The organism is Vibrio sp. YIC-376 (genome assembly GCF_052353105.1).
Lineage (GTDB): Bacteria > Pseudomonadota > Gammaproteobacteria > Enterobacterales > Vibrionaceae > Vibrio.
This window is the reverse complement of the sequence record NZ_JBBWFK010000004.1, coordinates 142,268-167,980: the sequence shown is the minus strand read 5'-3', so window position 1 is coordinate 167,980 and position 25,713 is coordinate 142,268. Positions and strand designations below refer to the sequence as shown.

General features: G+C 44.1%; 19 protein-coding genes. 5 read left to right on the top strand and 14 right to left on the bottom strand.

Features of this window, described 5'->3' with window-relative positions; all coding sequences use genetic code 11:
* Positions 1-195 precede the first annotated feature (195 nt).
* The 3 genes from frsA to WJM94_RS09700 form a co-directional block, all read right to left on the bottom strand.
* Positions 196-1,443, bottom strand: a complete 1,248-nt coding sequence (frsA, locus tag WJM94_RS09710) for an esterase FrsA (protein WP_444494045.1) — start codon at positions 1,441-1,443, stop codon at positions 196-198.
* 92 nt (positions 1,444-1,535) lie between these two features.
* Positions 1,536-2,000, bottom strand: a complete 465-nt coding sequence (tet(34), locus tag WJM94_RS09705) for an oxytetracycline resistance phosphoribosyltransferase domain-containing protein Tet(34) (protein WP_444494044.1) — start codon at positions 1,998-2,000, stop codon at positions 1,536-1,538.
* Between the two features lie 281 nt (positions 2,001-2,281).
* Positions 2,282-3,571 carry an NCS2 family permease gene (locus WJM94_RS09700; protein ID WP_444494043.1) on the bottom strand — a complete coding sequence of 430 codons (1,290 nt, stop codon included), beginning with the start codon at positions 3,569-3,571 and terminating at the stop codon, positions 2,282-2,284.
* 1,031 nt (positions 3,572-4,602) lie between these two features.
* Here WJM94_RS09700 and WJM94_RS09695 point away from each other — a divergent pair.
* A complete protein-coding gene (locus WJM94_RS09695) occupies positions 4,603-6,075 on the top strand; it encodes an aminoacyl-histidine dipeptidase (protein ID WP_444494042.1) in 1,473 nt (490 codons plus the stop codon).
* Positions 6,076-6,144: 69 nt separating this feature from the next.
* Here the strand turns inward: WJM94_RS09695 and WJM94_RS09690 are convergent, their stop codons facing one another.
* The gene (locus WJM94_RS09690) at positions 6,145-6,684 is read right to left on the bottom strand and encodes a DUF3332 domain-containing protein (RefSeq protein WP_444494041.1); all 540 of its coding nucleotides are present in this window, start codon (positions 6,682-6,684) and stop codon (positions 6,145-6,147) included.
* 327 nt (positions 6,685-7,011) lie between these two features.
* Between WJM94_RS09690 and WJM94_RS09685 the strand changes: the two genes are divergently transcribed.
* Together WJM94_RS09685 and WJM94_RS09680 are read left to right on the top strand one after the other, a co-directional pair.
* Positions 7,012-8,085 carry a succinylglutamate desuccinylase/aspartoacylase family protein gene (locus WJM94_RS09685; protein WP_444494040.1) on the top strand — a complete coding sequence of 358 codons (1,074 nt, stop codon included), beginning with the start codon at positions 7,012-7,014 and terminating at the stop codon, positions 8,083-8,085.
* Between the two features lie 221 nt (positions 8,086-8,306).
* Entirely contained in the window at positions 8,307-8,747 is a 441-nt protein-coding gene (locus WJM94_RS09680) for a DNA-directed RNA polymerase subunit beta (RefSeq protein ID WP_444494039.1), read from the top strand.
* A gap of 86 nt (positions 8,748-8,833) precedes the next feature.
* Here the strand turns inward: WJM94_RS09680 and WJM94_RS09675 are convergent, their stop codons facing one another.
* On the bottom strand, positions 8,834-9,136 hold the full coding sequence (locus WJM94_RS09675) for a DUF3622 domain-containing protein (protein WP_444494038.1): 303 nt from the start codon (positions 9,134-9,136) through the stop codon (positions 8,834-8,836).
* Positions 9,137-9,349: 213 nt separating this feature from the next.
* On the bottom strand, positions 9,350-13,258 hold the full coding sequence (gene purL, locus WJM94_RS09670) for a phosphoribosylformylglycinamidine synthase (RefSeq protein ID WP_444494037.1): 3,909 nt from the start codon (positions 13,256-13,258) through the stop codon (positions 9,350-9,352).
* Between the two features lie 563 nt (positions 13,259-13,821).
* Between purL and mltF the strand changes: the two genes are divergently transcribed.
* Positions 13,822-15,465, top strand: a complete 1,644-nt coding sequence (gene mltF / locus WJM94_RS09665) for a membrane-bound lytic murein transglycosylase MltF (protein ID WP_444494036.1) — start codon at positions 13,822-13,824, stop codon at positions 15,463-15,465.
* A 702-nt stretch (positions 15,466-16,167) separates the two neighbouring features.
* Here the strand turns inward: mltF and tadA are convergent.
* From tadA to WJM94_RS09635, 6 genes are all read right to left on the bottom strand, one after another.
* Positions 16,168-16,701 (bottom strand): tRNA adenosine(34) deaminase TadA, encoded by a 534-nt coding sequence (gene tadA / locus WJM94_RS09660; RefSeq protein ID WP_444494035.1) that lies wholly within the window; start codon positions 16,699-16,701, stop codon positions 16,168-16,170.
* Between the two features lie 186 nt (positions 16,702-16,887).
* Positions 16,888-18,447, bottom strand: a complete 1,560-nt coding sequence (locus WJM94_RS09655) for an AbgT family transporter (RefSeq protein ID WP_444494034.1) — start codon at positions 18,445-18,447, stop codon at positions 16,888-16,890.
* A 301-nt stretch (positions 18,448-18,748) separates the two neighbouring features.
* A complete protein-coding gene (locus WJM94_RS09650; RefSeq protein ID WP_444494033.1) occupies positions 18,749-19,159 on the bottom strand; it encodes a type IV pilus modification PilV family protein in 411 nt (136 codons plus the stop codon).
* Complete coding sequence (locus WJM94_RS09645) at positions 19,149-20,462, bottom strand: hypothetical protein (protein ID WP_444494032.1); 1,314 nt, start codon at positions 20,460-20,462, stop codon at positions 19,149-19,151. Before WJM94_RS09645 ends, WJM94_RS09650 begins: the two co-directional genes overlap by 11 nt.
* The gene (locus WJM94_RS09640) at positions 20,459-21,076 is read right to left on the bottom strand and encodes a PilW family protein (protein WP_444494031.1); all 618 of its coding nucleotides are present in this window, start codon (positions 21,074-21,076) and stop codon (positions 20,459-20,461) included. The genes WJM94_RS09645 and WJM94_RS09640 overlap by 4 nt, the downstream gene beginning before the upstream one ends.
* Positions 21,054-21,566 carry a GspH/FimT family pseudopilin gene (locus WJM94_RS09635; RefSeq protein WP_444494030.1) on the bottom strand — a complete coding sequence of 171 codons (513 nt, stop codon included), beginning with the start codon at positions 21,564-21,566 and terminating at the stop codon, positions 21,054-21,056. Before WJM94_RS09635 ends, WJM94_RS09640 begins: the two co-directional genes overlap by 23 nt.
* A 103-nt stretch (positions 21,567-21,669) precedes the next feature.
* On the opposite strand from WJM94_RS09635, the gene WJM94_RS09630 reads away from it, so the two are divergent.
* Complete coding sequence (locus WJM94_RS09630; RefSeq protein ID WP_444494029.1) at positions 21,670-22,104, top strand: type IV pilin protein; 435 nt, start codon at positions 21,670-21,672, stop codon at positions 22,102-22,104.
* A 66-nt stretch (positions 22,105-22,170) separates the two neighbouring features.
* Here the strand turns inward: WJM94_RS09630 and dnaJ are convergent, their stop codons facing one another.
* Both dnaJ and dnaK read right to left on the bottom strand, forming a co-directional pair.
* Positions 22,171-23,319 carry a molecular chaperone DnaJ gene (gene dnaJ, locus WJM94_RS09625; RefSeq protein WP_444494028.1) on the bottom strand — a complete coding sequence of 383 codons (1,149 nt, stop codon included), beginning with the start codon at positions 23,317-23,319 and terminating at the stop codon, positions 22,171-22,173.
* A 217-nt stretch (positions 23,320-23,536) separates the two neighbouring features.
* On the bottom strand, positions 23,537-25,447 hold the full coding sequence (gene dnaK / locus WJM94_RS09620; RefSeq protein WP_444494027.1) for a molecular chaperone DnaK: 1,911 nt from the start codon (positions 25,445-25,447) through the stop codon (positions 23,537-23,539).
* Positions 25,448-25,713: the final 266 nt, after the last annotated feature.

Genomic DNA, 25,713 nt, shown 5'->3' with positions numbered 1-25,713 from the left:
GTTGTCTTGGCTAACAGACTTTGTTAACGATTTTTAATTTAGAACCCTAGACCTTCAAATCGTTGTCGCGTCTGTGAACCAAGTCATTCTCACTGAACCAATCATCTCGAGGTTATTTGGGTATCATTATTATTTTTAAATTTCATGAGCTTAATTTTTGCTCAAGTATCCACTTTAACTGAATGGCAAGGTTTGTCATCTTAATAATTCATCTTCTAACCACTTTATGGCTAAATCGAGGGATTGCTCATAACCTTTTGAAATTGACTTAGCGCTGATTTTTTTCGCCTGTCCGTACTGACTAAACAGCGCAACCAACTGGTTATCACTATACGGTGAGACCGGATCTCCCTCCAGGCCTAATGCCAGAATTGGCACCTTAGTTCTACGGTTAGTTAGAAAGCCTTGAACTTTCAACGACCACGCTTTCATTTGCCCTGCCATACTGTTGATATCTACGACACTTTTACCCAATCTCGATGCAAACAGATCCAGATACATCTTCGGCATTTTCTGCAGTTTCGCAGGCGAGGAAAACAGATCATGCACTGGTGCTCCCAAAGCCACACACGCTTTGATCTTTTCCTGCTCTATAAATGAGAGGCGCACCATGGCATTGCCGCCAAAACGAAAGCCAACTAAGCCGACTTTATGATGATCAACATAAGGAATCGAGTAGAGCTCATTTAAAACCGCCTGGTGAAGACAACTCGTATCTTCGGTTAAAGGCCAGTGAGAGCTGTATCCTACTGAAGGCATATCGACGGTCACCATCGCAATATCTCTAGGTGCTAAACGATTTCGGAACAATCGCCACATATCCGTTTGCAAACTGTCTAGGCCAGCACTGACCATAACAACGGGCAATTGTTTGTCCGTTCTCGGCAAATGTAAGTTGGCAATGATTTTGCGATTTTGGTACGGCACTTCAATCTGCTTGATCGTGTATTTGGTTTTCTCGGCCGCTTCCGAATACGCTTTGTTAGCCAGAACCTGAGCCTGCAACGCCAAATTGTCATTCTTCAAATGAGGGTAACCCGCAATGCTAAAACACAGAGATGCCCTAAAAAGCTGCTCTGCCGCCTCTTCACCTTGTAACTCCTCAGAGCGTTTTTGATGATGCATGCCCAATTTGATCCACTCGAATGTCCAGTTACCACTGTGGTAACCCATTACGGTGTCTAGCCAGTCATCGTTAGTGCGAGAGTGCGGCGAGGAGGCTATTTTAGATAACACCTCTTCTATCTCTATAGGAGGTACACCTTGCCATGCCCATTGCAGACGTAGCAAATGACGATACCACGCGCGGTCGCCCATCTCTTCTCGTTCATCGAGGATTTTTTGGCTCGATGGCATGTACTGAGTTAGTCCAGAGGTTTCTTTTGCTTGCTTGTGGTTCACAAACAAAGTTTCAGAGAGGTTTTTACTGATATCTTCAGACATATGAAGAATCCTAGGCTATTTGCAATAGATATAATGATAATAAAAAAAATGCCCCTAAACAGGGGCACTTCTCAATATTCTTTTGACTGCAATTATTTTTGCTTGCGATTTACAGGTTCAACATACTGGATTGACATATCCCATGGCTGTTCAATCCACGTATCTTGTGCAATATCAACCACGTAATCGTCAAGTAACTCTTTACCAGATGGCTTCGCACATACAGCAATTAATTTTGCTTTCGGGTACATTTCACGTAGTTGACGTGCAGTATCACCACTATCTACTAGGTCTTCAACGATTAGGTAGCCTTCACCGTCACCTTCTGGAGCTTTAAGCACAGACATGTCACGCTGATGGTCGTGGTCGTAGCTTGAAATACAGATAGTATCCACATAACGAATGCCTAGTTCACGAGCTAGGATAGCGCCAGGAATTAAACCACCACGGCTTACTGCCCAGATACCTTTCCATTGCTCAGCTGGCATTTGTTTTTCAGCCAGTTCACGACAGTAAGTCTGCATCGTATCCCAAGTGATAATGAATTTTTTACTCATTGTAATAACCTAATAATTTGAAAATATGCATCCCCAACATTGAGTCGAATGACCTTTAAGCTATACATTCAACTAACATCTCAAACTGAACGAGACGGGGCTTTTAGCTGCGCAAACGATTATTCTACCGAAAGCCAATTTTAATACCAATGGTGATATCAAATTTCTCCACATTTATACCCAAATGACGTCAAGATGCAGAAAAATTGATTTCGGTGAACAACGTTAAAACAAAAGGCCAGTGCGAACGAGTGCCCGCACTGGCCTTTTTCGAAATTGAATTAACCTACAAGGTATTTCACGATGAAGATGGCAGACATGACCCAAACACTCATCGATACATCACGACCTTTACCACTAAATAGCTTAATAGCAGCGTAAGAGATAAAGCCTAATGTGATACCTTCAGCAATTGAGAAGGTTAGTGGCATAACAAGGCATGTTACAACAACTGGAGACGCTTCAGTCAAATCACGCCAGTCGATGCTTACCAGACCAGAAAGCATTAGAATCGCGACGTAGAATAGTGCACCTGAAGTTGCGTACGCTGGAATCATACCTGCAAGAGGTGAGAAGAACAGAGCCAGCAGAAACAAAACACCAACAACAACTGCTGTTAGACCTGTACGACCACCAGCAGCAACACCTGCAACACTTTCAATGTAAGACGTCGTGTTTGATGTACCTAATAGAGCACCTACAGAAGTTGCAGTTGAGTCAGCAAGCAGTGCTTTATTCAGACGAGGGATGTTACCATTTTCGTCCGTCAAACCCGCTCTCTGAGAAACACCTACCAGCGTGCCTGCTGTATCGAACAAATCAACAAATAGGAAAGCAAAGACCACTGAGATCATGCCAACTTCAAATAAGCCTGAGAAGTCTAGTTGTAAAAACGTTGGCGCAATGCTTGGAGGTGTTGACATAACACCGCCCCACTGAACATCACCAAATACAATGCCTAGACCAGTTACGGTAAGAATCGCAATCATTACCGCACCTTTCACGCTGCGGTGAACAAGTGAAATAGTCAGGAAAAAACCAACCGATGCTAGCACTGCTGGTAGCGAGGTAATGTGCCCCATAGAAACCAATGTAGCTGGGTTATCAACCACAATACCGGCATTTTTGAGTGCAATGAACGCAAGGAATAGACCGATACCAGCCGAGATACCTGTACGTAAAGAGTGAGGAATTGAGTTGATGATCCACTCACGAATTTTGAAAATACTCAATAAAATAAACAGAAGACCAGAAACGAATACTGCTGCTAGCGCTACCTGCCATGTGTAGCCCATACCCAACACAACAGAATAGGTAAAGAATGCGTTAAGCCCCATGCCCGGAGCCTGTGCGATCGGGTAGTTTGCAACTAAGCCCATGATGAAACAGCCGATAGCTGCTGCAAGACAGGTCGCAACAAAAATAGCACCGCGGTCCATACCAGTGTCAGAGAGGATTGCTGGGTTTACAAAAATGATGTAAGCCATGGTGAGGAAGGTAGTAATACCCGCGATGATCTCAGTGCGCACATTTGTGCCATTTTCACTAAGTTTAAAGAGCCTTTCGAGCATGATCGAATCCTGTTAAAGGTAAAAAGTAAACGGTTGCGTAATCGATTGGTGGGGATTATAAAGTTATCAAATAGCAAATTCTAGATAGATTTTTCACTCTAATGGGATTTTTTTGCAGGATATGAAACCCGTCGGCTAGCATTTCAAATGCACTGTAAATTTAAGTATTAAGAAACAATAAGTAGCAAATTTAGATACAAAATATCTAAAGGGTGCAAACTGAACGATGTACTAAACTTTCAGCTGGAAACACCGACTTTTCAGATAAATTTTAAGCGGAATAAGTGAAGAATTGGAATAACAAAGACAAGCGATAAAGGAATCGGCACTTAGAGGTGAGAATTTAGCCAGACGACAGAAATGAACATAAAAAAACGCCACTCAAATTGAGTGGCGGCGAATCATGTCAGCACTATTACTGAAAAAAAATTCCAAATTATAGGGGTGAACAAACTGTTCAAGTCACATGCGTTGACTACTAGTCATCATCCAAAGAATGAATCAGTAACCAAAACTTGTTGGGTATACAAAGTTGCCGGTATAAACAGATTTGCTATTCCAGAACATTGCACTCGGTAAACCTTTCATAACTATCACCTTCTCTATCATTTAAATCATTCGTTGATTTCTCGGTTCCCTGGAGGCGATAAACGGACTCATCCTTTGAGCATTTCATTCTTCTCTCTGAAGATGGTTATAAATATACCACCAAGAAATTAAATTACAACACTTTTGGTGATTTAAATCACAAAAAATTCCAAACAAAGCTCACCTTTCAACCTTAATGTAATTTAATTACAGAAATATGAATAAGACCATCTTTTGCGCATATGATAATGGTAGCATCCAATTTTCACCTTGTTCATAAACTGTGACAATAGAGGGAGAAATCCTTATATAGACGACTACTAGTCACACTCTTCAAATGGTATTCTTGCTCTAATTCCTATCAAATATCATTAGTATTTTCTACTGGATATATACAATTTTCAAATAAGATATTTGGTAAATTAGATCAAAAGGAGCTTTACGTGTCTGAATTCCACTCTGAAATCAGTACCTTATCACCTACCCTGCTATGGCGTTTTTTTGATAAGATTTGTTCTATTCCTCATCCATCGAAGCATGAGGAAGCACTCGCACAATACATTATCAACTGGGCGACAGAGCAAGGCTTAGATGTTAGTCGCGATCCTACCGGTAACGTATTCATCAAAAAGCCTGCAACTCCAGGTATGGAAAACAAAAAAGGCGTGGTTCTTCAAGCACACATCGATATGGTGCCGCAAAAGAACGAAGAGACAGATCACGACTTTACTAAAGATCCAATTCAGCCTTATATCGATGGTGAATGGGTTACCGCAAAAGGCACCACCCTTGGCTCAGACAACGGCATTGGTATGGCGTCTTGTCTTGCGGTTCTTGCTTCTACTGAGATCAAGCATGGTCCAATTGAAGTACTTCTGACGATTGATGAAGAAGCAGGCATGACTGGTGCTTTCGGGCTCGAATCAGGCTGGTTAGAAGGTGATATCCTGCTAAACACAGACTCAGAGCAAGAAGGTGAAGTGTACATGGGTTGTGCTGGCGGTATCGACGGTGCGATGACATTCGATATCACTCGAGATGCCATCCCTGTCGGTTTTGTTACTCGCCAACTAACACTGAAAGGTCTGAAAGGTGGTCACTCTGGATGTGATATTCATACCGGCCGTGGTAACGCGAATAAACTGCTTGGCCGTTTCCTATCTGGTCATGCACGTGCACTGGATCTGCGTTTGGTTGAGTTCCGTGGTGGCAGCCTACGTAACGCAATTCCGCGAGAAGCATTCGTAACCGTTGCGCTTCCAGCAGAGAACCAAGACAAACTTGCAGAATTGTTCAACTACTACACAGAGCTACTAAAAGCAGAGCTAGGTAAAGTAGAAACCGGTATTGTTACCTTCAACGAAGAGATCGTAACAGACGCTCAAGCGTTTGCTTCTGCAGACCAACAACGTTTCATTGCCGCGCTAAATGCTTGTCCAAACGGCGTAATGCGTATGAGTGACGAAATTGAAGGCGTGGTTGAAACGTCTCTAAACGTTGGTGTGATCACCACTGAAGAGAATAAAGTGACCGTACTTTGTCTAATTCGCTCTCTGATTGATTCAGGACGTAGCCAAGTTGAAGGTATGCTGAACTCCGTTGCAGAACTGGCTGATGCCCAAATCGTATTTTCTGGCGCTTACCCTGGATGGAAGCCAGATGCAGACTCGGAGATCATGGCAATCTTCCGCGATATGTACGAAGGTATCTACGGTCACAAACCGAACATCATGGTGATTCACGCAGGCTTGGAATGTGGTCTGTTTAAAGAACCTTATCCAAATATGGACATGGTTTCCTTCGGCCCGACGATCAAATTCCCTCACTCTCCTGATGAGAAAGTGAAGATCGATACTGTTCAGCTATTCTGGGATCAAATGGTTGCTCTTCTGGAAGCCATCCCTGAGAAAGCATAACTGTCCGTTCGATAATAAAAAAGGGTGCCCGCCGAGGCACCCTTTTTTATTCAGTGAATCTTGCACTAATTACGCACGAGTTTGCGCATACGCCGACAACTCATCCATCGAAGTTTTCGCGACTATTTCACCATCAATGTAGTAAGTAACAAAATCACCTTCACGTACACCCATTAGCTTCGCTGTGTCGCCATTATTGTAGGTGATGTCCATTTGAATCGTATTCTCGTCAATTTGCTGCATCTGCCCTTGCTCAATAACACGGATATTAGTTAATGGACTCATTGGTGCAGTCGTCAGAGATTTATCTAACTGGTGGTTAACATCAATATAAGTATCCACCTTAGAATCGAAAATATGTGGTTTACCGTTTAGTGGGTTTTTACCTGTCCAGAATTCCAATGAGTTAAATACGATGTAATCTGCTGCGATCGCAACACCGTATACTGGTGCCATAAGCATGTTTAGGCCACCACGAGCATAACGGTTATCAACAGCTTTTAGGTTAAAACCCATTACATAACCAGTTACTGCATTACTGCCCACACAGCCAGAAAGTGAAACTGCAACAGCAGTCATTACGCCGATTTTAGTCATTGCCTTTTTCATCAAAACCTCAAGATAGATATTAAGTAAAAATCCGTCGCGGATATTAGCGAATTAAAAATGAGGGAAAAAGGTCAATTTTGTCTCTAAAAGTTTCATTATTATTTTTAAGACTCAAACAATTACCTGAACAATAATTAACCCCCACATCTATAGCGGTGACGATGTATAACGCCAAAAATAAAAGTAATATTGACAACATAAATCTCACAAGAGACTATTTTTTATTCTCATTAATTAAAATATTTTGTCGTATCCTTAATTAGAAAGATTAGTGTGATTATGACGCGATTGTTACATTGTTGATAACATATATGACAGAGATGTTTTATGGCTAGAAGTAGAAATAAAAGAAATAGAGTATTTGAGTTACTCGGGCATCAAATACAGCCAGGACAGCGATTAGAGATCGAATTCGAAGCGGCGCAACTTTACACCCACTCACCTTTATCAATTCCGGTGGAAATCATCCACGGTAAGCAAGAAGGTCCGGTGCTTATGGTGAATGCCGCAATCCATGGAGATGAACTTAATGGCGTGGAAATCGTTCGTCAGATCATAAACCAATTAGATCCACTAAAGCTAAAAGGCACTGTGATAGCAGTACCTATTGTCAACGTATTTGGGTTGATACATAAATCACGTTATTTACCTGACCGCCGCGATCTAAACCGTTGCTTTCCCGGTAGCGAAAAAGGTGCTCTCGCTTCTCGAATGGCGCACGGTTTCTTCAATAACATTGCCAAGCGCTGTAACTATATTCTGGATTTACACACTGGAGCTATACACCGAACGAACCTGCCACAAATCCGTGCAAACCTAAGTAACCCAGAAACACTGCGTATTGCCAAAGCATTCGCGACGCCAGTAATTATTGACTCCGCTTTACGTGATGGCTCTTTGCGTAGCGAAGCAGAGAAATGTGACATTCCGGTTCTCACTTACGAAGCGGGTGAAGCATTACGTTTCGATCCTCTATCAATCAGTGCTGGCGTAATGGGTATTCAGCGTGTAATGCAGGCGATTGGTATGCTACGAGCGAGCCGTAAGAAGTTCCCAGACCCAGTGATAGCAAAATCCACCAGTTGGGTACGTGCTCCAGGCAATGGTATTTTACGCACTGTCGTTAATCTGGGGGATAAAGTAGAACAGGATGAAACGCTGGCTTATATAAGCTCACCTCTTGGACATGTTGAGATAGAGCTTAAAGCACCTAAAGGTGGTTTGGTCATCGGTCAGCAGACATTGCCACTAGTAAATGAAGGTGATGCCATTTTCAATCTTGCTTATTTCAAGCAAGGAGACGACGAAGTAGAACAAGCCGTAGAAAGCTATATTGAAGAATTGAATGAGTTTGATGTTGATCCTGTTACCACCGGACAAATACCTCTCGACGTTCAGTAAAATCGACTGAGCTATCACACCAAAGCCTGGCGACTGTATCGCTGGGCTTTCTCTTTCCAAACAAGCCTTCATCAGACATCAAAATAGCCAAAAAGATAAAATTAGTGTCACTCTCAGAGCAGCCTATTTTCCTACCTAGAGAGAACTGAACTTTCACAGCACAATTGCACAGCGTTTTATTTATCCGTATGATGTTTTCTTTTTTTGCTTGTATTCCCCTTATGTACAAACCATTTTCTCTTACTTTTATGGGCTTCGTATTCTCTACGTACAGCTTTGCCCAATCCTCTGATCTCATTGCTCAATATTTGCAAGAGCAAAACCAGCAGTCATCTTACGACGATCACTATGCCCAGCCAGTAGCAGAACAATTAGACATCGACGCCAAATCGACTGGATTAACATGGCGTGAAGATGGAAAACCAGAGCACTGCAATTACGTCAAGAACAAAGCCTCATCCACTCGTGATTTTGACTATGGCGAAGCCAATGATTTGTCTGATGGTTTACACCATTTCGATTTACCGCCAATCCATACTTCCAATGTAAAAGCATCACATCGCGTTTATGCTAATTCTCCAGATTTATTACCGGGCAATCAGCAATTCGCAACGCCATCAGAAGGCTCAATCAAACTGTCCGTCTCCTCTGACTGTTTTTGACAGACAAATACGAAAAAGCCCCGAAGAAAACTTCAGGGCTTCTGCTGCATCACCGACTCAGTAAAACACAAGTCGGAAACATGCCATTATTCTTCGTCAGCTTCAGCGTCGCGTGCTTGACGAGCTTCTTCTTTGCGAGCTTTTGCTGCAAGCTGTTCAGCTTCACGCTCTTGGCGCTGTACTGCTTTTCGCTCATTACGAACGACTTGGTTTTGAATAAAGCCAGCCAGTTCTTTTTCAGCCCAAGCTTGTGCTTGTTCTTCGCTTTCAAAAGCCGTTTCACGTTTTGAGACAATCGTCTTGCGAGAGGTTACTTGACGAGTAATTTCTGCAGTCCAGCCGTTACGTTTCTCAGTTACACGGATAGCAAATTTTGGATTTTTAGACATCTATTTCAATTCCTAAGGGATTAATCAGGGATTCGGTCAACTTGATAACTTCAATTAAGCTGTATAACCACCATCCCTTGGTAAGCGCGGTATTAGAGCATAATTGCTTCGTCTTTGCGCGACTTTTTTAACTGTAGGTGAGAATTTTTATTGGTAAAAACAAAAAGCGCAGACCTTTCGATCTGCGCTTTGCTCTTTGGATAAGAGTCAGAATTAACCGATGTTCTTACGTGCGTTTTGGAACATACGCATCCAAGCACCGTTTTCACCCCAGCCTTCAGGAGACCAAGAGTTTGCAACCGTACGGAATACACGCTCTGGGTGAGGCATCATGATGGTTACACGACCGTCTGCTGTCGTCAGACCGGTAATCGCATTTGGTGAACCATTCGGGTTATTCGGGTACTGTTGCGTTGGGTTACCGTTATTATCTACGTAACGTAATGCTACTGTACCTGATGCTTCAATTGCGTTTAGGTGCTCACCGCCACGAACTTCCACACGACCTTCACCGTGAGAAACCGCGATAGGCATGCGAGAACCAGCCATACCATCAAAGAATACAGAATCAGATTTCTGTACTTCTACCAGGCTAAAGCGAGCTTCAAAACGCTCAGATTCGTTGCGAACAAAGCGTGGCCACAAGTCTGCACCAGGGATAAGTTCTTTTAGGTTCGATAGCATCTGACAACCGTTACATACACCTAGAGAGAAGGTATCTTCGCGGTTGAAGAATGCTTGGAACTGCTCACGAGCTTGCGCATTAAACAGGATAGACTTAGCCCAACCTTCACCTGCACCTAGTACGTCACCGTAAGAGAAACCACCACAAGCAACTAGACCTTGGTACTCATCAAGCACCGCTTGGCCTGTCAGAATATCGCTCATATGGATGTCGGTTGCTTCAAAGCCAGCGCGGTCAAATGCAGCTGCCATTTCAACGTGAGAGTTAACGCCTTGCTCGCGAAGGATAGCCATCTTAGGCTTCGCACCTTTCGCAATGTATGGAGCTGCGATATCTTCGTTCACATCAAAGCTTAGAGCGACGTTCAAACCAGGGTCTGAGTTGTCTTTCTTAGCTTCAAACTCTTGGTTTGCACATGCTGGGTTGTCACGTAGCGCCTGCATCTTGTGAGTCGTTTCTGCCCAGATAACTCGTAGGTCTGTACGTGAACGCTCAAGCACAACAGCATCACCAGAAGTGATAACAAAGTTGTCAGAAGCTTCAACAGAACCAATCACGTGTGAGCACGCTTCCAGGCCATTCGTTGACAGCGTTGCCAATACAGAGTCCAGCTCTTCGTTCTTAACCTGAATAACTGCACCTAGCTCTTCGTTAAATAGAACTGCCAGTGCATCGTCGCCCAGACCTTCGATGTTCGCTTTCACGCCACAGTGACCCGCGAATGCCATCTCAGCAAGAGTAACAAATAGACCGCCGTCGCCTTTATCGTGGTAAGCAACCAGCTTGTCGTCACGTACCAGTGTTTGCATCGCATCGAAGAAGCCTTTTAGCTGCTCAGCGTTGTCTACATCTGCCGGCTTATCACCTAGCTGTTTGTAAACCTGCGCCAGTGCTGTTGCACCCAGACGGTTTTTGCCGTTGCCCAGGTCAACAAGAACCAGAGAAGTTTCACCTAGTCCTTCCAAGGTATCAGGAGTGCGAAGCTGAGGCGTTACTGTCTTACGTACGTCTTCTACGCGGCCAAACGCTGTGATTACTAGTGATAGCGGTGAAGTTACTTCTTTGCTCTCACCATTCTCTTCCCATTTGGTCTTCATCGACATTGAGTCTTTACCCACAGGGATAGTCAGACCAAGTGCAGGACACAGCTCTTCACCGACTGCTTTCACCGCTTCGTAAAGACCGGCATCTTCACCTGGGTGACCAGCTGGAGACATCCAGTTCGCAGACAGCTTAATACGTTTAATATCACCGATGTCGGTTGCAGCGATGTTAGTCAGAGACTCACCGACTGCCAGACGAGCAGATGCGCCGAAGTCTAATAGAGCAACCGGAGTACGCTCACCCATTGACATCGCTTCACCGTGGTATGTGTCGTAACTTGCAGCCGTAACCGCACAGTTAGCCACAGGAACCTGCCAAGGACCAACCATCTGATCACGAGCCACCAAACCAGTTACCGAGCGGTCACCGATAGTAATCAGGAACGTTTTCTCAGCTACAGTTGGAAGACGAAGTACGCGATCTGCCGCTTCGTTGATTTCGATACCATCGCGTGCAATCGCCGGGCTATCTACTTTCAATGTCGTTGCTTCACGATGCATCTTCGGTGTTTTACCAAGCAAGATATCCATTGGCATATCAATTGGCGTGTTATCGAAGTGAGAGTCTTCCAGAGTCAGATGACGTTCTTCTGTTGCAACACCAACTACTGCGTATGGCGCACGTTCACGCTTACAGATTGCATCAAATGCTTCCATATGTTCTGGCGCAACCGCAAGAACGTAACGTTCCTGAGATTCGTTACACCAGATTTCCAGTGGGCTCATGCTCAATTCATCATTTGGTACATCGCGTAGCTGGAATTTACCACCACGCTCGCCGTCGTCACAAAGCTCAGGAAGTGCGTTAGAGATACCGCCCGCGCCCACATCGTGGATAAATGCGATTGGGTTATCTGCACCTAGCTGCCAACAACGGTCGATAACTTCCTGACAACGACGCTCCATCTCTGGGTTTTCACGTTGTACTGAAGCGAAGTCCAGATCTTCTGCTGACTGGCCAGATGCCATTGAAGACGCAGCACCACCACCAAGACCGATGTTCATTGCCGGACCGCCAAGTACGATTAGGCTCGCACCAACTGGGATCTCTTTCTTCTGAACGTGCTCGTCACGAATGTTACCCATACCACCAGCAATCATGATTGGCTTGTGGTAACCACGCACTTCTTCACCAGCGTGTGAAGTCACTTTTTCTTCGTAAGTACGGAAGTAACCTAGTAGGTTTGGACGACCAAATTCGTTGTTGAATGCTGCGCCGCCTAGAGGACCTTCTAGCATGATATCTAGTGCGTTTACGATACGACCAGGTTTACCAAAGTCGGTTTCCCATGGCTGCTCAAAGCCAGGAATACGTAAGTTAGACGTTGTGAAACCAACCAGACCCGCTTTTGGTTTACCGCCGATACCAGTCGCGCCTTCATCACGGATTTCACCACCAGAACCAGTTGATGCACCTGGCCATGGAGAAATTGCTGTTGGGTGGTTGTGAGTTTCAACCTTCATCAAGATGTGCGCATCTTCATGATGGTAAGTGTATTGACGAGTTTGCGGATCAGGGAAGAAACGACCAACTTTAGAACCTGTCATTACCGCAGCGTTATCTTTGTACGCAGACAGAACGTGGTCCGGTGTCGTTTCAAAAGTATTTTTGATCATCTTAAACAGAGACTTCTCTTGGTCTACGCCATCGATAGTCCAGTCTGCATTAAAGATTTTATGACGACAGTGCTCTGAATTCGCCTGAGCAAACATCATCAGCTCAATGTCGTTAGGATTACGACCTAGCTTAGTGAAGTTCTCCACCAAGTAATCAATTTCGTCTTCTGCTAGTGCCAAACCAAGTGAAACGTTTGCTTCTTCAAGTGCAAGACGACCACCAGCCAAGACATCAACGTGTGCCACTGGTGCAGGCTCAGCTACTGTAAACAGAGCAGAAGCCGCTTCAAGTTCAGTAAATACCGTTTCCATCATGCGGTCATGGATAAGGCCTTTTACTACGTCAACTTGCTCTTGAGACAGTTCAGACGAAACTTCAACATAGTACGCTGTACCACGCTCAAGACGTTTTACTTTAGCCAAGCCACAGTTTTTCGCAATATCGGTAGATTTAGAAGACCATGGCGAAATTGTACCAGGACGAGGCGTAACAAGAAGTAGAAGACCTTCAGGCTCGTGCTCTTCGATCGTTGGACCGTAAGTCAGCAACTTTTCTAGTTTTTCTAACTCTTGGTCATCAAGGTCAGATTTTAGATCCGCAAAGTGCATGAACTCGGCGTAAATGCCGGTTACAGGCAGATCTTGTTCACGACAAAGTTCCAATAGTTTATTTACACGGAACTCAGAAAGAGCTGGGGAGCCACGCAAAATTCTCATGTGCTTAGGTCTCTTATGCAATTGATTAAGGTGATATTGGAATAAATTCATACGGTTAGCTACAAAAGCTCGAACTTATGCCGATTCCACCTCTCCTTTGCGAGCGCATTATATAGTAATTGTTTTTGTGATGTAACACCAAAAGCAACCGTTTGCGTCAATTTTTTCATCAAATTTGAATTATACCCAAATAACCTCAAGGTGCTTGGTTCAGCGAGAATGACTTGGCTGGCAGACGCGGCAACGATTTGAAGTTTTAGTGGTTCTAAATCAAAAATCGTTAACAAAGTATGCAAGCCAAGGCAACTCGCCCTTCGGGAGCGTGTCACTGACACAATTTCAGCGTCAAATAACTTGGAAAGAGCTGGCTATTACGCTGCGTTATCTTCCTTGAACTTGAGTCAGTGACAGCGCTCTGAATCCTGCACATTGAAGTCATTTGGGTATATCACCAAAATGTCGATAAAACACGCAATGTCGCACTCTACCAGTGCAATCCACTTTGCCCCACCACTTCGCTTTGATATAAAGGTAATCAGAAATTTTCCGAGAAGTACTAATTAATGCAAATTAGCCAGTTCAACCGACTTAAGCGCAGCGTCCTACTTTTCGCTTCTGTGCTACTGCTTTCTGCCTGCCAAATTGAGTCGGCTCCTAAAAGTGAATTCCAAAAAATCCAAGAGCGTGGTGTTCTTCGCGTTGGCACACTCAACAACCAACTCTCTTATTACATCGGCCCTGATGGCCCTGCAGGGCTGGATTACGAACTTGCACGCAAGTTCGCTGAAGAGCTTGGTGTAAAGCTTGAGATCAAACCCGCGTTTCGACAAGCTGATCTTTTCCCTGCTCTTAAAAAAGGCGACATTGATATTATCGCAACTGGTTTGAACCAGACTTCTCAAGCGATAAAACGTTTTCGACCTGGGCCTGCCTATTACTATGTCAGCCAACAAGTTGTCTACAAAAAGGGACAACTACGACCACGTGATATCGAACGCTTAATTAAGTATCAACCGACACAAGGTGAGGATACTGAGCAAGAGACAACAGCAGGTTCTGGAACTCTGCAAATCGTCGAGCAATCCCAATATGTTCCGACACTGACGGCATTAAAGAAACAATACCCAGAGCTACAATTTGAAATCATTGGTGATGCAGATACGAGAGACTTACTGAAAAAAGTCTCAACCGGAGAACTGCGCTTTACTGTAACCGATTCCGTTGAGCTATCTCTGGCTCAACGCCTCTATCCAGACTTAGCTTTAGCGTTTGAGTTGACAGAAGACCAACCGGTCTCTTGGTTTACTCGCCGTTCAGAAGATGAAAGCTTGTATGCGATGTTGATTGAGTTCTTCGGCAACATTGAACAGTCAGGTGAACTGGCATCGCTGGAAGAGAAATATATCGGCCATATTGAAGCCTTCGACTATGTCGATACGCGTGCTTTCATTCGTGCACTTGACGATAAACTGCCTAAGTGGTCTCCTCTGTTCCAAAAATACAGTGAAGAATTTGACTGGCGTTTAATTGCTGCTCTGGCTTATCAAGAGTCTCATTGGAAACCAAAAGCAAAATCTCCCACTGGTGTTCGAGGTATGATGATGCTGACTCTACCTACAGCGAAAAGTGTCGGTGTCACAAATCGTCTGGATCCGGATCAATCTGTTCGTGGTGGTGTGGAGTATCTGCGCCGTATCGTTGCTCGAGTTCCAGAAACCATAAATGAGCACGAGAAAATTTGGTTTGCTCTTGCCTCTTACAACATCGGCTATGGTCATATGCTGGATGCGCGACGACTGACGAAATCTCAAGGTGGTGATCCTAATGCGTGGGCCGATGTGAAAGACAGGCTGCCTTTACTGCGCCAAAAACGTTACTACAGCCAAACACGTTATGGTTATGCCCGTGGGGACGAAGCTCGTAACTATGTGGAAAATATTCGACGTTACTACCAATCTATTATTGGCCACGTTAGCCAAAAACCAGCGGTAGACGATGACACAGATGACTTGCAAGTTATTCCACCTCTGAATCCGGACGTAATTATATCTGGTGCAGTAGAGAGTGTCGCTGCGGATGTTTCAGGTGCTGTAGAGAGTGTAAATGAAGTGGTGTCAGGCTCAGTTGAGACGGTTATCCAAGAGGTTTCCAGTGCTTCCGACAGTACTGTGGAAGAAGATCCTGCCCCAGAAAATACCATAGAATAGCTAGTAAAAAATGACGAGCAACGTGCTCGTCATTTTTTGTTGAGTCTAAGAAAAAACTTCACTAGAATCGATCGTTCCGAGTCAGGTCAGCATAATAACGTACGTGCAAACAAACCTTATTGACCAACACCATAACCGTTTAATATTTAATACTTTATTTAGATATTTCGAATATGACAGACTCGGTTGGTTACCCTCTCCCGATTAAATGAAACGCTGATCATTAGCATGTCATCTGATGGTTGTTAACTAATCTGAGATCGGGATAAGAACGTCGTAACGATTTAACTCAAATTTGGTTACGCTCGGCTTTCTATCAGTCATGTCATTTTCCATGCATAACGAAGACTTATCAGCCAATAGCTAGCTATGCGCTATTATGTTGATAAGTATGACGTTTAGCTCGAAAAGATGGAACTGACAAGCTTGGTTCATCGACGTTTAGAATAATAAGGCACTGCAACATGCAGCTTCTTAAAGAGGGATGTTCGTAGTCTTGTCTACTAGAGGTTTCGAATATGAGAAGACGTAAAGTGCAGTCGAAGCGCTTAAATAAAACCGTGGCTGCAATTCGCCGTAAGCGCAAACTAACGTGCATGAAAAAGAAGATCAGTTCGCGTCATCGTGTTTTCGTTCACTTAGTGAATCACTGAGAACTTGAAGCAAACATCTACCTATACGTAGATGTTTGCTGAAATTCACCTACTCGCTTCGATTTTCCTGCCCACTCTGCAACACTTTTTCTGCCTGTTTCTTTGCTTTAATTTCTTTACGGCGACGCTTAAAAAATGCTTGCAACTGATCACGACATTCTTCTTCCAGCAACCCTTTTTCAACCGTTGCGTAGTGGTATGAAGCCTGACTTTCAAACACGTTTAATACCGTCCCCGCAGCACCTGCTTTAAGATCAGGAGCACCGAAGACCACTCGCTTTACACGGCTGTGTAGTAGTGCCCCGGCACACATCGGGCAGGGCTCTAACGTCACGTAAAGCGTAGTATCTAACAATCGATAGTTCTCTAACACTTGCCCAGCTTTACGTAATGTCTGAATTTCCGCATGAGCGGTAGCGTCATGAGCACAAATAGACCGATTCCAACCTTCAGCAATGATCTCTCCATCTTTTACCAAGACCGCACCAACTGGCACCTCGCCTTCTGCTTCAGCCATCTCAGCCAGTTCCATCGCACGGCGCATAAATTGTTCATCTTGGGAAGTGAATTGAAGGTCTGACAAAGGGACTCCAGATAGCTCTAGTAAAGAATAACGAGGCAATATTATCACTAACTCTCTGTTCGCTACAGTAACGGAAGAGATTCCCTGCTCTCTCCTTTGTCGCTCTAGGAAATGACGCTCGTAAAGACTCAAACAAAAAAGCGCAGACCTTATGATCTGCGCTTTCAAGTTTCCGTTGTATATTAACTACATGGTGTAAGTGTAAGGTGCTTGAATACCTAGAGGAATACCGATCATCCAGTATGCGATTAGGAAAATAGACCAGCCAATCAGCATAGCGATCGAGAATGGCATCATCAGTGAAGCAAGCGTACCAATACCCGTAGATTTAACGTAGCGCTGGCAGTACACCACCACAAGCGGGAAGAATACCATTAGAGGTGAGATGATGTTTGATACAGAGTCACCGACACGGTACGCCGCCTGAGATAGCTCAGGAGAGATACCAACCGCCATTAGCATAGGAACCAGAATTGGACCGATTAGTGCCCATTTTGCAGATGCAGAGCCAATAAGCAGGTTTACTGAAGCGGTAAGCAGAATCATACCGATGATGGTTGCTTCACCCGGCAAGTTCATTGCTTTCAGGCCTTCAGCGCCGTATAGCGCCAGCATCGTACCAATGTTTGACTGCGCAAATGCAGACAAGAACTGAGCGCAGAAGAAAGACATCACAATGTAAGCACCCATGGTCGACATTGTGTCCGACATTGCTTTGATAATGTCGTTACTAGACTTGAACTTGCCAGAAACTTTACCGTAAACATAACCAGGGATGATGAACAGAATGAAGATCAACGGAACAATTGACTTCATGATCGGTGCAGAGAATGCGGTGATCTCACCTTCAGGTGAACGCAGAGCTGAACTTTCAGGAATCAACGCCACCACAAGAAGTGCAATACCAGCCAGCATTGCCCAGCCAGCATAACGGAATGCTTTTGACTCAATCTCAGTGAATGAACCCAGATCAGGAGCCGTTTCTGCATCTTCATCTACTGGTGTTCTTGCCAAGCGAGGTTCGATAATTTTCTCTGTAACATACCAACCGATAGCCACAATGATGACTGAAGAGATACCAGTAAAGAAAATGTTCGCTAATGGGTTTACTACGTATTCAGGGTCAAGAACCTGTGCTGCTGTCTGAGTGAAACCAGCAAGTAGAGGGTCAATACCAGAAGGAATAAAGTTTGCTGAGAAGCCCCCCGAAACACCAGCAAATGCTGCCGCAATACCAGCTAAAGGATGACGGCCTGCAGCATGGAAAATGATACCACCCAGAGGGATAACCAGAACATAGCCCGCATCCGCTGCTGTATGCGATACAATAGCTACCAGAATCAGCATTGGTGTAAGCAGCTTAGCTGGTGTAAAGCTCAGCATCTTCTTAAGACCCGTCGTGATAAAACCAGAAGAATCTGCAACACCCACACCTAGCATAGCCACCAGAACAATACCTAGTGGTGCAAAGCCAGTAAATGTTGTCACCATATTCGCAAGGAAGCTAGCCAGTGCATCACCAGTTAGAAGGTTTGTGACCGCTAAAGCTTCACCCGTTCGAGGGTTTACTAGATCGAATGTCACATTCGACAAAAGTGCCGACGCAGCCCAAGTGATAATTAGTGCCCAGAAAAACAGAATCGCAGGATCAGGAATTTTGTTACCTGCACGTTCGATAAAGTTTAAAAAGCGATCCATCCCACTCGGCTTAGAAGATGGTGCCTTATCAATTGCTTGGTTACTCATGGTAACTCCATAATGAATGATGTTGTTAATATAGCCTTTTGGAATAATTTATTACGGCCTGTTATCAACCAAGCATTCTAGTAAAAACCAAGAGCAAAAGGATAAGCTGCTACGTTTTTTTTCATATTTGGAGACATATTTTGCAAAAACAGCATCTCAATTAAACATAATAAAAACAGTAGCACATCATTCATGTTAACAGTTCAAGAACCCTCCATTAACTGATGAAAATAAAGCCGAAAACAGCGTAGGAAAAAGGCCACAACGCTTTCGAAAAGGAAGATTAAGAACTCAAGCCAGTTTAATTATCGAATTCGCTGTAGCGCGAAAGCATTGTTTTCAGTTGAACGGATTGCGTTTGCCCCATTCTATCTTCCCAACTTGAGGTAATAACGATTGTCTTTAACGATCCCGAGACTGTCGCCGGTGGTACCTGCCATTGAAGGGTGTAAGCTCCTGCAGTGGAAGAGCCTGTAGCGATAGAATCAAAGTCAGCAACTGGCATTGCTGAAACAGCCGCGGAAGCTCCTCGGGTGCGGAACCATTCGAGTTTGTTTTCGGCTAGACGCAGCGCTTCGATACTTTTGATTGCATATTCCGATTCCCGTTCTAAGTATACGTTCAGCTTTGTTAACCCCAACGCCCCAACGCCGAGAAGGAGAAATGCGATCAATACTTCGAGCAGACTAAATCCTTTCTGTTTAAAGATCATTCCAAGAACCTTTTTTCCAATATACTTTTTTAAGCTTTTTCATCGGTTCATTAATCACATCCCGATTGTAATGAAACGATAATGAAGTGTTGAAAAGAGCGAAAGTGCCTGGAGCATCCATCACAAAACCACCTAACGGGTTGAAAGAGCCATGTTGGAAGTAACCAACTCTTGCCTTGCTCATTGGTACGGTACCAGCTAGTGCAGCAATCACCCCATTTAAATCTGCGTTGTTCTGAAGTGCCTCCCAGTCGGTAAAGTCCGGCGCAACACCCGTCGTCGGATCTGCATACAGCGGTGAAATGAAGTGATAGAGCATCCCAGTGAAATCCTGAGTCCCTCTCGTTGATAAGATCCCGTCTTGAACGACTAAAATAATGCCATTGCCACTTAAGTTATTATCAATAGCAGTTTTGATGCTAGTGAAGTCATCAGTATTTATTTCACATCCACCGTAGACCCAAATAAGATCTTTACCTGCTTCAATATTGTCTACGATACTTTCCGCACAGTTCGTGTTGAAACTGGGCGCTGGTAAATCAGATTCAGAATCCAAAGTGACCGAGTTGAGAGAAAGGGGCACATAACCAAAAAGTGAGTTATCAGACATCACGTCAAACCATTCGTTTTTTGGTACATCAAATACATCCTTAAAAGGATCCATGCTTGAAGATTGTCGATAGTCATTTTTAGAGCCTGCAACACTCTGCCCCCAACTATAATGAGTAGCCGCACATCTTTGCTCCCGACCAGACGGGCTATCAGGAAATTTTGCGTAAGGTTTAGATAGTTGATATGGATGATATGTGCTCACGCTTGTAGCGTAGAAGTAATTAAAATAGAGTACCGATGTACATTCCCATGAATTATTCCCGAGACTTTTACCGGGATCAGGAGAACTAGTATAAGAACCATTAATAACAAGATCAGAAATGGATTTTATGGCTCCAGCTCCGCCAAGGGATGGAAATTTAATGATTTTTTTGACTTTCGTGTTTTCAGTTTCAGCAGTGACAACACTGGATACTTCTGGAGAAAATGTAAGTCCATTTAGTTCCATTGCCACCTTGCAGTCATTAACCGTCGCAGGTATTTCTTTCTCTAGCTTTGCTTTAGAAAACGCACATTCCAACCCACCTTCGGCTTTCCAATGTGCCTGTCGAGCTTTTAACTCATTCTGAGCAACTTTAATTTGAAAAAAGATACCTTTTGATGATGCAAGTGCCACGATTAAAGCGAGAAGCAAAAGAACTGAAGTCACTAATAATGCGACATAGCCTGATTGGTTAGACTTAAATTTCATTGCCAGTTCCTTTGCTTAATTGAGACTGTTTCCACTTTGCTAAAAGAGCCATCAACCGTTTGTAAACCTAATTGGATGTCGGTTAATGCACTTGTATTTTTGCCATTCGTAACTGTCCCTGAACTCACGGTAAATTGAGTAACTTGAAAAATATCTTGGTCAAATAAAGAATAACAAGAGCCCACGGCGTTAAAGGTTAATATTTGCGTTTGAGAGACCTTTCCTTGTTCACACATAACAAGCCGAGTATCTCGCTTCTCATACTTAATGTTTCGATAATTTTCGTTATCTATAGAGCCTTCTTTGAAGTAAACAAAACCTATAGAGGAACCACCGCTAATGGTAATAGTATCCGTCGCTCCCGATAGCTTAAGTGAATGACCGTTACCACCATCGTAACCTGCGCGTTGAATATCCTCTTTCACCACTGAAAAAGTTAGGTTGAGGGCCTGTAGGAGATGTAATTCTAAACTTTTCTCTCTTGCTGTTTTTTGCAAGCTAAGAAATACAGAGCCGATCACTCCCAATAGAATTAATCCAATTAACGAACTGATCATTAACTCGATTAAAGAACTGCCTTGTTGAAAGCGTTTACGAACATTTTGGGTAATCATATAACTTTGCTCCAGACTCGCTACAAACCTTGATGCGTCCAGGTGGATTCGAAAGTTTGATTTTCAATTTTGAATTCTGATTGTTAGTCGAGAAGAACTCTATATTCCCGGAGCTAGGCCGCCCTCTTACTTCTTCAAAGCTTATATATTTGGTGGCATAGTTATGCTTTATCGACAACTCAGAATAAGGTGAGCCGGAAAAATGTAATATGGTATTCCCCCCCACAGTCGATGAATCCGTCAACGTAAGTGACCAAGTTCCCCTATTAATGGTGTCATTTTTATTCATCGTAAAATGCACATACAGGTTTGTATTTCTCATTACCGCTTCTGACTTACTTTGATTAAGAAATCCAACAAGTTCTGTTGCAAGGCCTTGCATTTGTACTGTTTGAGAAACACGACTAAAACTCGGAGCCGCAACCGCCAACAAAATACTCAGCACCGATACCGTAATAAGTAGCTCCAACAACGTAAACCCGCGAGGCATTTCCCAAATTCCTATGCAAACAACTAATTAGCTGTAATTCATCTTGCACAGATGCTATCACCTGCCAAAAATAGTCGGAAAAGTGAAAAGGAAACTACTCGTAATGATTCGAATTTATCGTTGTAACAGCTACAAAATAAGATTAGGCGGGATGACATTGATCGAATTACTGATAGCAGTCGTGATCGTCGGAATCATTTCTGCTGTCGCTTATCCCTCGTACACAAACCATGTCATTAAGTCGCACCGAACAGTGGCACTAAGTGATATCAGCCGTATCCAGCTAGAATTGGAAACGTCTTACGACAACGGGTATGACTGGAGCCATATTATTCCAGGCGGCCACTGCGCGATATGTGATTCTGACAGCAATCGCTTTACTTTTTCTATCGTGAGTTCCGCCACTACGGCTTATACCATCACGGCAACGGCCAAATCTGATCGGGGGCAAGATGGGGACAGCTGCTTCCCTGCCGGGGTGAATACCATCACACTGACTTCAGCAAATGTTGAATCACCAAACGCGTGTTGGAACTGATAGTCGTTAAAAACGAAAAAGGCCTGCATCTCTGCAAGCCTTTGTCATCTTTAATTGTTGGTCGCTTTAGCTCGTCAGATCATCGAAGAACTTTTTAACGCCATTGAAGAAGCCTTCTGATTTAGGCTTATGCTTCGTTGCTGCTTCACCACCGCAAGACTCTTCAAACTCTTTCAACAACTCTTTCTGACGTGAGCTTAGGTTCACTGGTGTTTCTACCACCAACTTAACGATTAAGTCGCCAATACCACCGCCGCGGACGCCTTTCACACCTTTGCCACGCATACGGAACATACGGCCAGTTTGTGTTTCAGAAGGTACTTTTAGATTCACTCGACCATCCAGTGTCGGTACTTCAACTTCCCCACCAAGTGCTGCCATAGCAAAGCTTACTGGCACCTCACAGTACAGGTTGTTGCCGTCACGCTCAAAAATGTGGTGATCTTTTACGTGAACCTGAACATATAGGTCACCCGCTGGTGCGCCCATTTCTCCCGCTTCACCTTCACCTGATAGACGAATGCGATCGCCTGTATCAACACCTGCAGGGATCTTAACGTTAAGTGTTTTAGTTTTTTGCTTACGGCCCTGACCATGACACTCATTACAAGGGTCTTTAATGATCTTACCTTTACCATGACAGGTTGGACAGGTTTGCTGCACTGCAAAGAAACCTTGGCGCATTTGAACTTGACCGTGGCCATGACAGGTACCACAAGTTTCAGCCGACGTGCCTTTTTTCGCACCGCTGCCATCACACGAGTCACAGTGTACAAGCGTTGGAACTTCGATCTCTTTTGAAACACCACGAACCGCTTCTTCAAGAGTCAGCTCCATGTTGTAACGAAGATCGGCACCGCGTTGTGCGCGATGAGCACTACCACCGCCACGACGACCACCACCAAAGATATCACCGAATACGTCACCAAAGATGTCGCCGAAATCAGCACCGCCGCCGCCAAAGCCGCCACCGAAACCACCGCCGCCTTGTTCAAAAGCAGCATGGCCGTACTGATCATATGCCGCTTTTTTCTGAGAGTCGGTTAGAATTTCGTACGCTTCTTTTACTTCTTTAAACTTATCCGCAGCAGAATCATCACCCTGGTTACGGTCTGGGTGGAATTTCATAGCAAGACGCTTATAAGCCTTCTTGATATCACGTTCTGATGCATCACGGCTAACGCCTAATACTTCGTAAAAATCACGTTTTGACATGTTCTTCGTCACCAATGTAGTACTGCAAACGGCCACTGCCGCTTGGTGTTAATATCGTTTTAGATAAAAGCTTTCTTAAAAAAGCGCTTAGCTAGAAAGACCGGACTATTCACAAACATGCGGGCGTCAGAGTCACCTCAAACGCCCGCAAAGATTCCAATAAGTGTTTCCAACAGGATAATTTTCTGCCATCGCAGCAAACTACCCTAATGTTGAATTACTTCTTATCGTCTTTAACTTCTTCGAACTCAGCGTCTACAACATCGTCATCTGTAGACTTTTGAGCACCTGCTTCAGCACCTTGTTGTGCTTGAGCTTTTTGCTGAGCGATTTCCATCAGTTTTTGAGCAGCCGTCATAAGCGCCTGAACTTTAGCGTCGATAGCTTCTTTATCTTCGCCTTTACGCGCTTCTTCTAGCTCAGAAATAGCAGCTTCAATCTTCTCTTTCTCTTCAGCTGGAAGAGCATCACCTGCTTCTTCAATTTGCTTACGAGTACCGTGAATCATTTGGTCTGCTTGGTTACGTGCAGTTGCTAGCTCTTCGAACTTTTTGTCCGCTTCTTTGTTAGCTTCTGCTTCTTGTACCATTTTCTCGATGTCTTCATCGCTCAGACCGCTAGAAGCCTGGATAGTGATCTTCTGCTCTTTACCAGTCTGTTTGTCTTTCGCTGATACGTGCAGGATACCGTCCGCATCCAGGTCGAAAGTTACTTCGATTTGTGGCATACCACGTGGCGCAGGCTGAATGCCTTCCAGGTTAAATTGACCTAGAGACTTGTTGTAGCTCGCTTGCTTACGCTCACCTTGCAGAACGTGGATAGTTACCGCGTTCTGGTTGTCTTCTGCTGTGGAGAAAACCTGGTTCGCTTTAGTTGGGATAGTTGTATTCTTCTCAACTAGCTTAGTCATTACGCCGCCCATTGTCTCGATACCCAGAGACAGTGGAGTTACGTCTAGAAGTAGTACGTCTTTCACTTCACCAGCAAGTACACCACCTTGAACTGCAGCACCCATTGCTACTGCTTCATCAGGGTTTACATCGCGACGCGCTTCTTTACCAAAGAACTCAGCAACTTTCGCTTGAACCATTGGCATACGAGTCTGACCACCAACCAGGATTACGTCAGTGATGTCGTTTACTGATAGGTCAGCGTCAGCTAGAGCTACTTTTAGAGGGTCAAGAGAACGTTGTACCAGGTCTTCAACTAGAGATTCTAGCTTCGCACGAGTCACTTTAATGTTCATGTGCTTAGGACCAGTCGCGTCTGCAGTAACGTAAGGTAGGTTTACGTCAGTTTGAGTAGTAGAAGAAAGCTCGATTTTCGCTTTTTCTGCTGCTTCTTTAACACGCTGCATAGCTAGTGGATCGTTCTTAAGATCAATGCCTTGCTCTTTCTTGAACTCGCCTACTAAGTAGTTGATTAGACGGTTATCAAAGTCTTCACCACCAAGGTGAGTGTCACCGTTAGTTGCTAGAACTTCGAACGTTTTCTCGCCTTCAACTTCATCGATTTCGATGATTGAGATATCGAATGTACCACCACCAAGGTCATATACAGCGATAGTGCGGTCACCGCCTTTCTTATCTAGGCCGTACGCTAGCGCTGCTGCTGTTGGTTCGTTGATGATACGTTTAACTTCTAGACCTGCGATACGGCCAGCATCTTTAGTTGCTTGACGCTGAGCATCGTTGAAGTACGCAGGTACTGTGATAACTGCGCCAGTTACTGGCTCACCTAGGAAGTCTTCAGCAGTTTTCTTCATTTTCTTAAGAACTTCAGCTGAAACCTGAGGAGCCGCCATTTTTTGGCCTTTAGCTTCTACCCAAGCGTCGCCGTTGTCAGCCTTAACAATTTTGTAAGGCATGATTTCGATGTCACGCTGAACTTCTTCGTCTTCAAAACGACGACCGATAAGACGCTTAATTGCAAATAGCGTGTTTTCTGGGTTAGTTACTGCTTGACGTTTCGCTGGTTGACCTACTAGTGTCTCACCGTCAGTGTAAGCAATAACCGATGCAGTAGTACGTTCACCCTCTGCGTTTTCAATTACACGAGGTTTGTCGCCGTCCAATACTGCAACACATGAGTTAGTAGTACCTAAGTCAATACCAATGATTTTACCCATCTGGCTATCTCCGAATAAATTCTATTTTCGTTTGGTTATAACCCCAATGTGGGGGGAGGAGAATCGGGTTTCAACCCTTGCTCACAAACAAAAATAATCAATGTTTGCTTCTCTATGCCACATAGATAAGGGCGGCAAAATGCTTTTCAAGGGCAGAATTAAAAAAAAGCGTCATTTTTCTAATTTATTGGCTTTCTTTACGATTAGTTAGTAATGCGTCACAAAGTCGTAGCTCGGTAAATCACCACCTGTATTAATCTAAACTG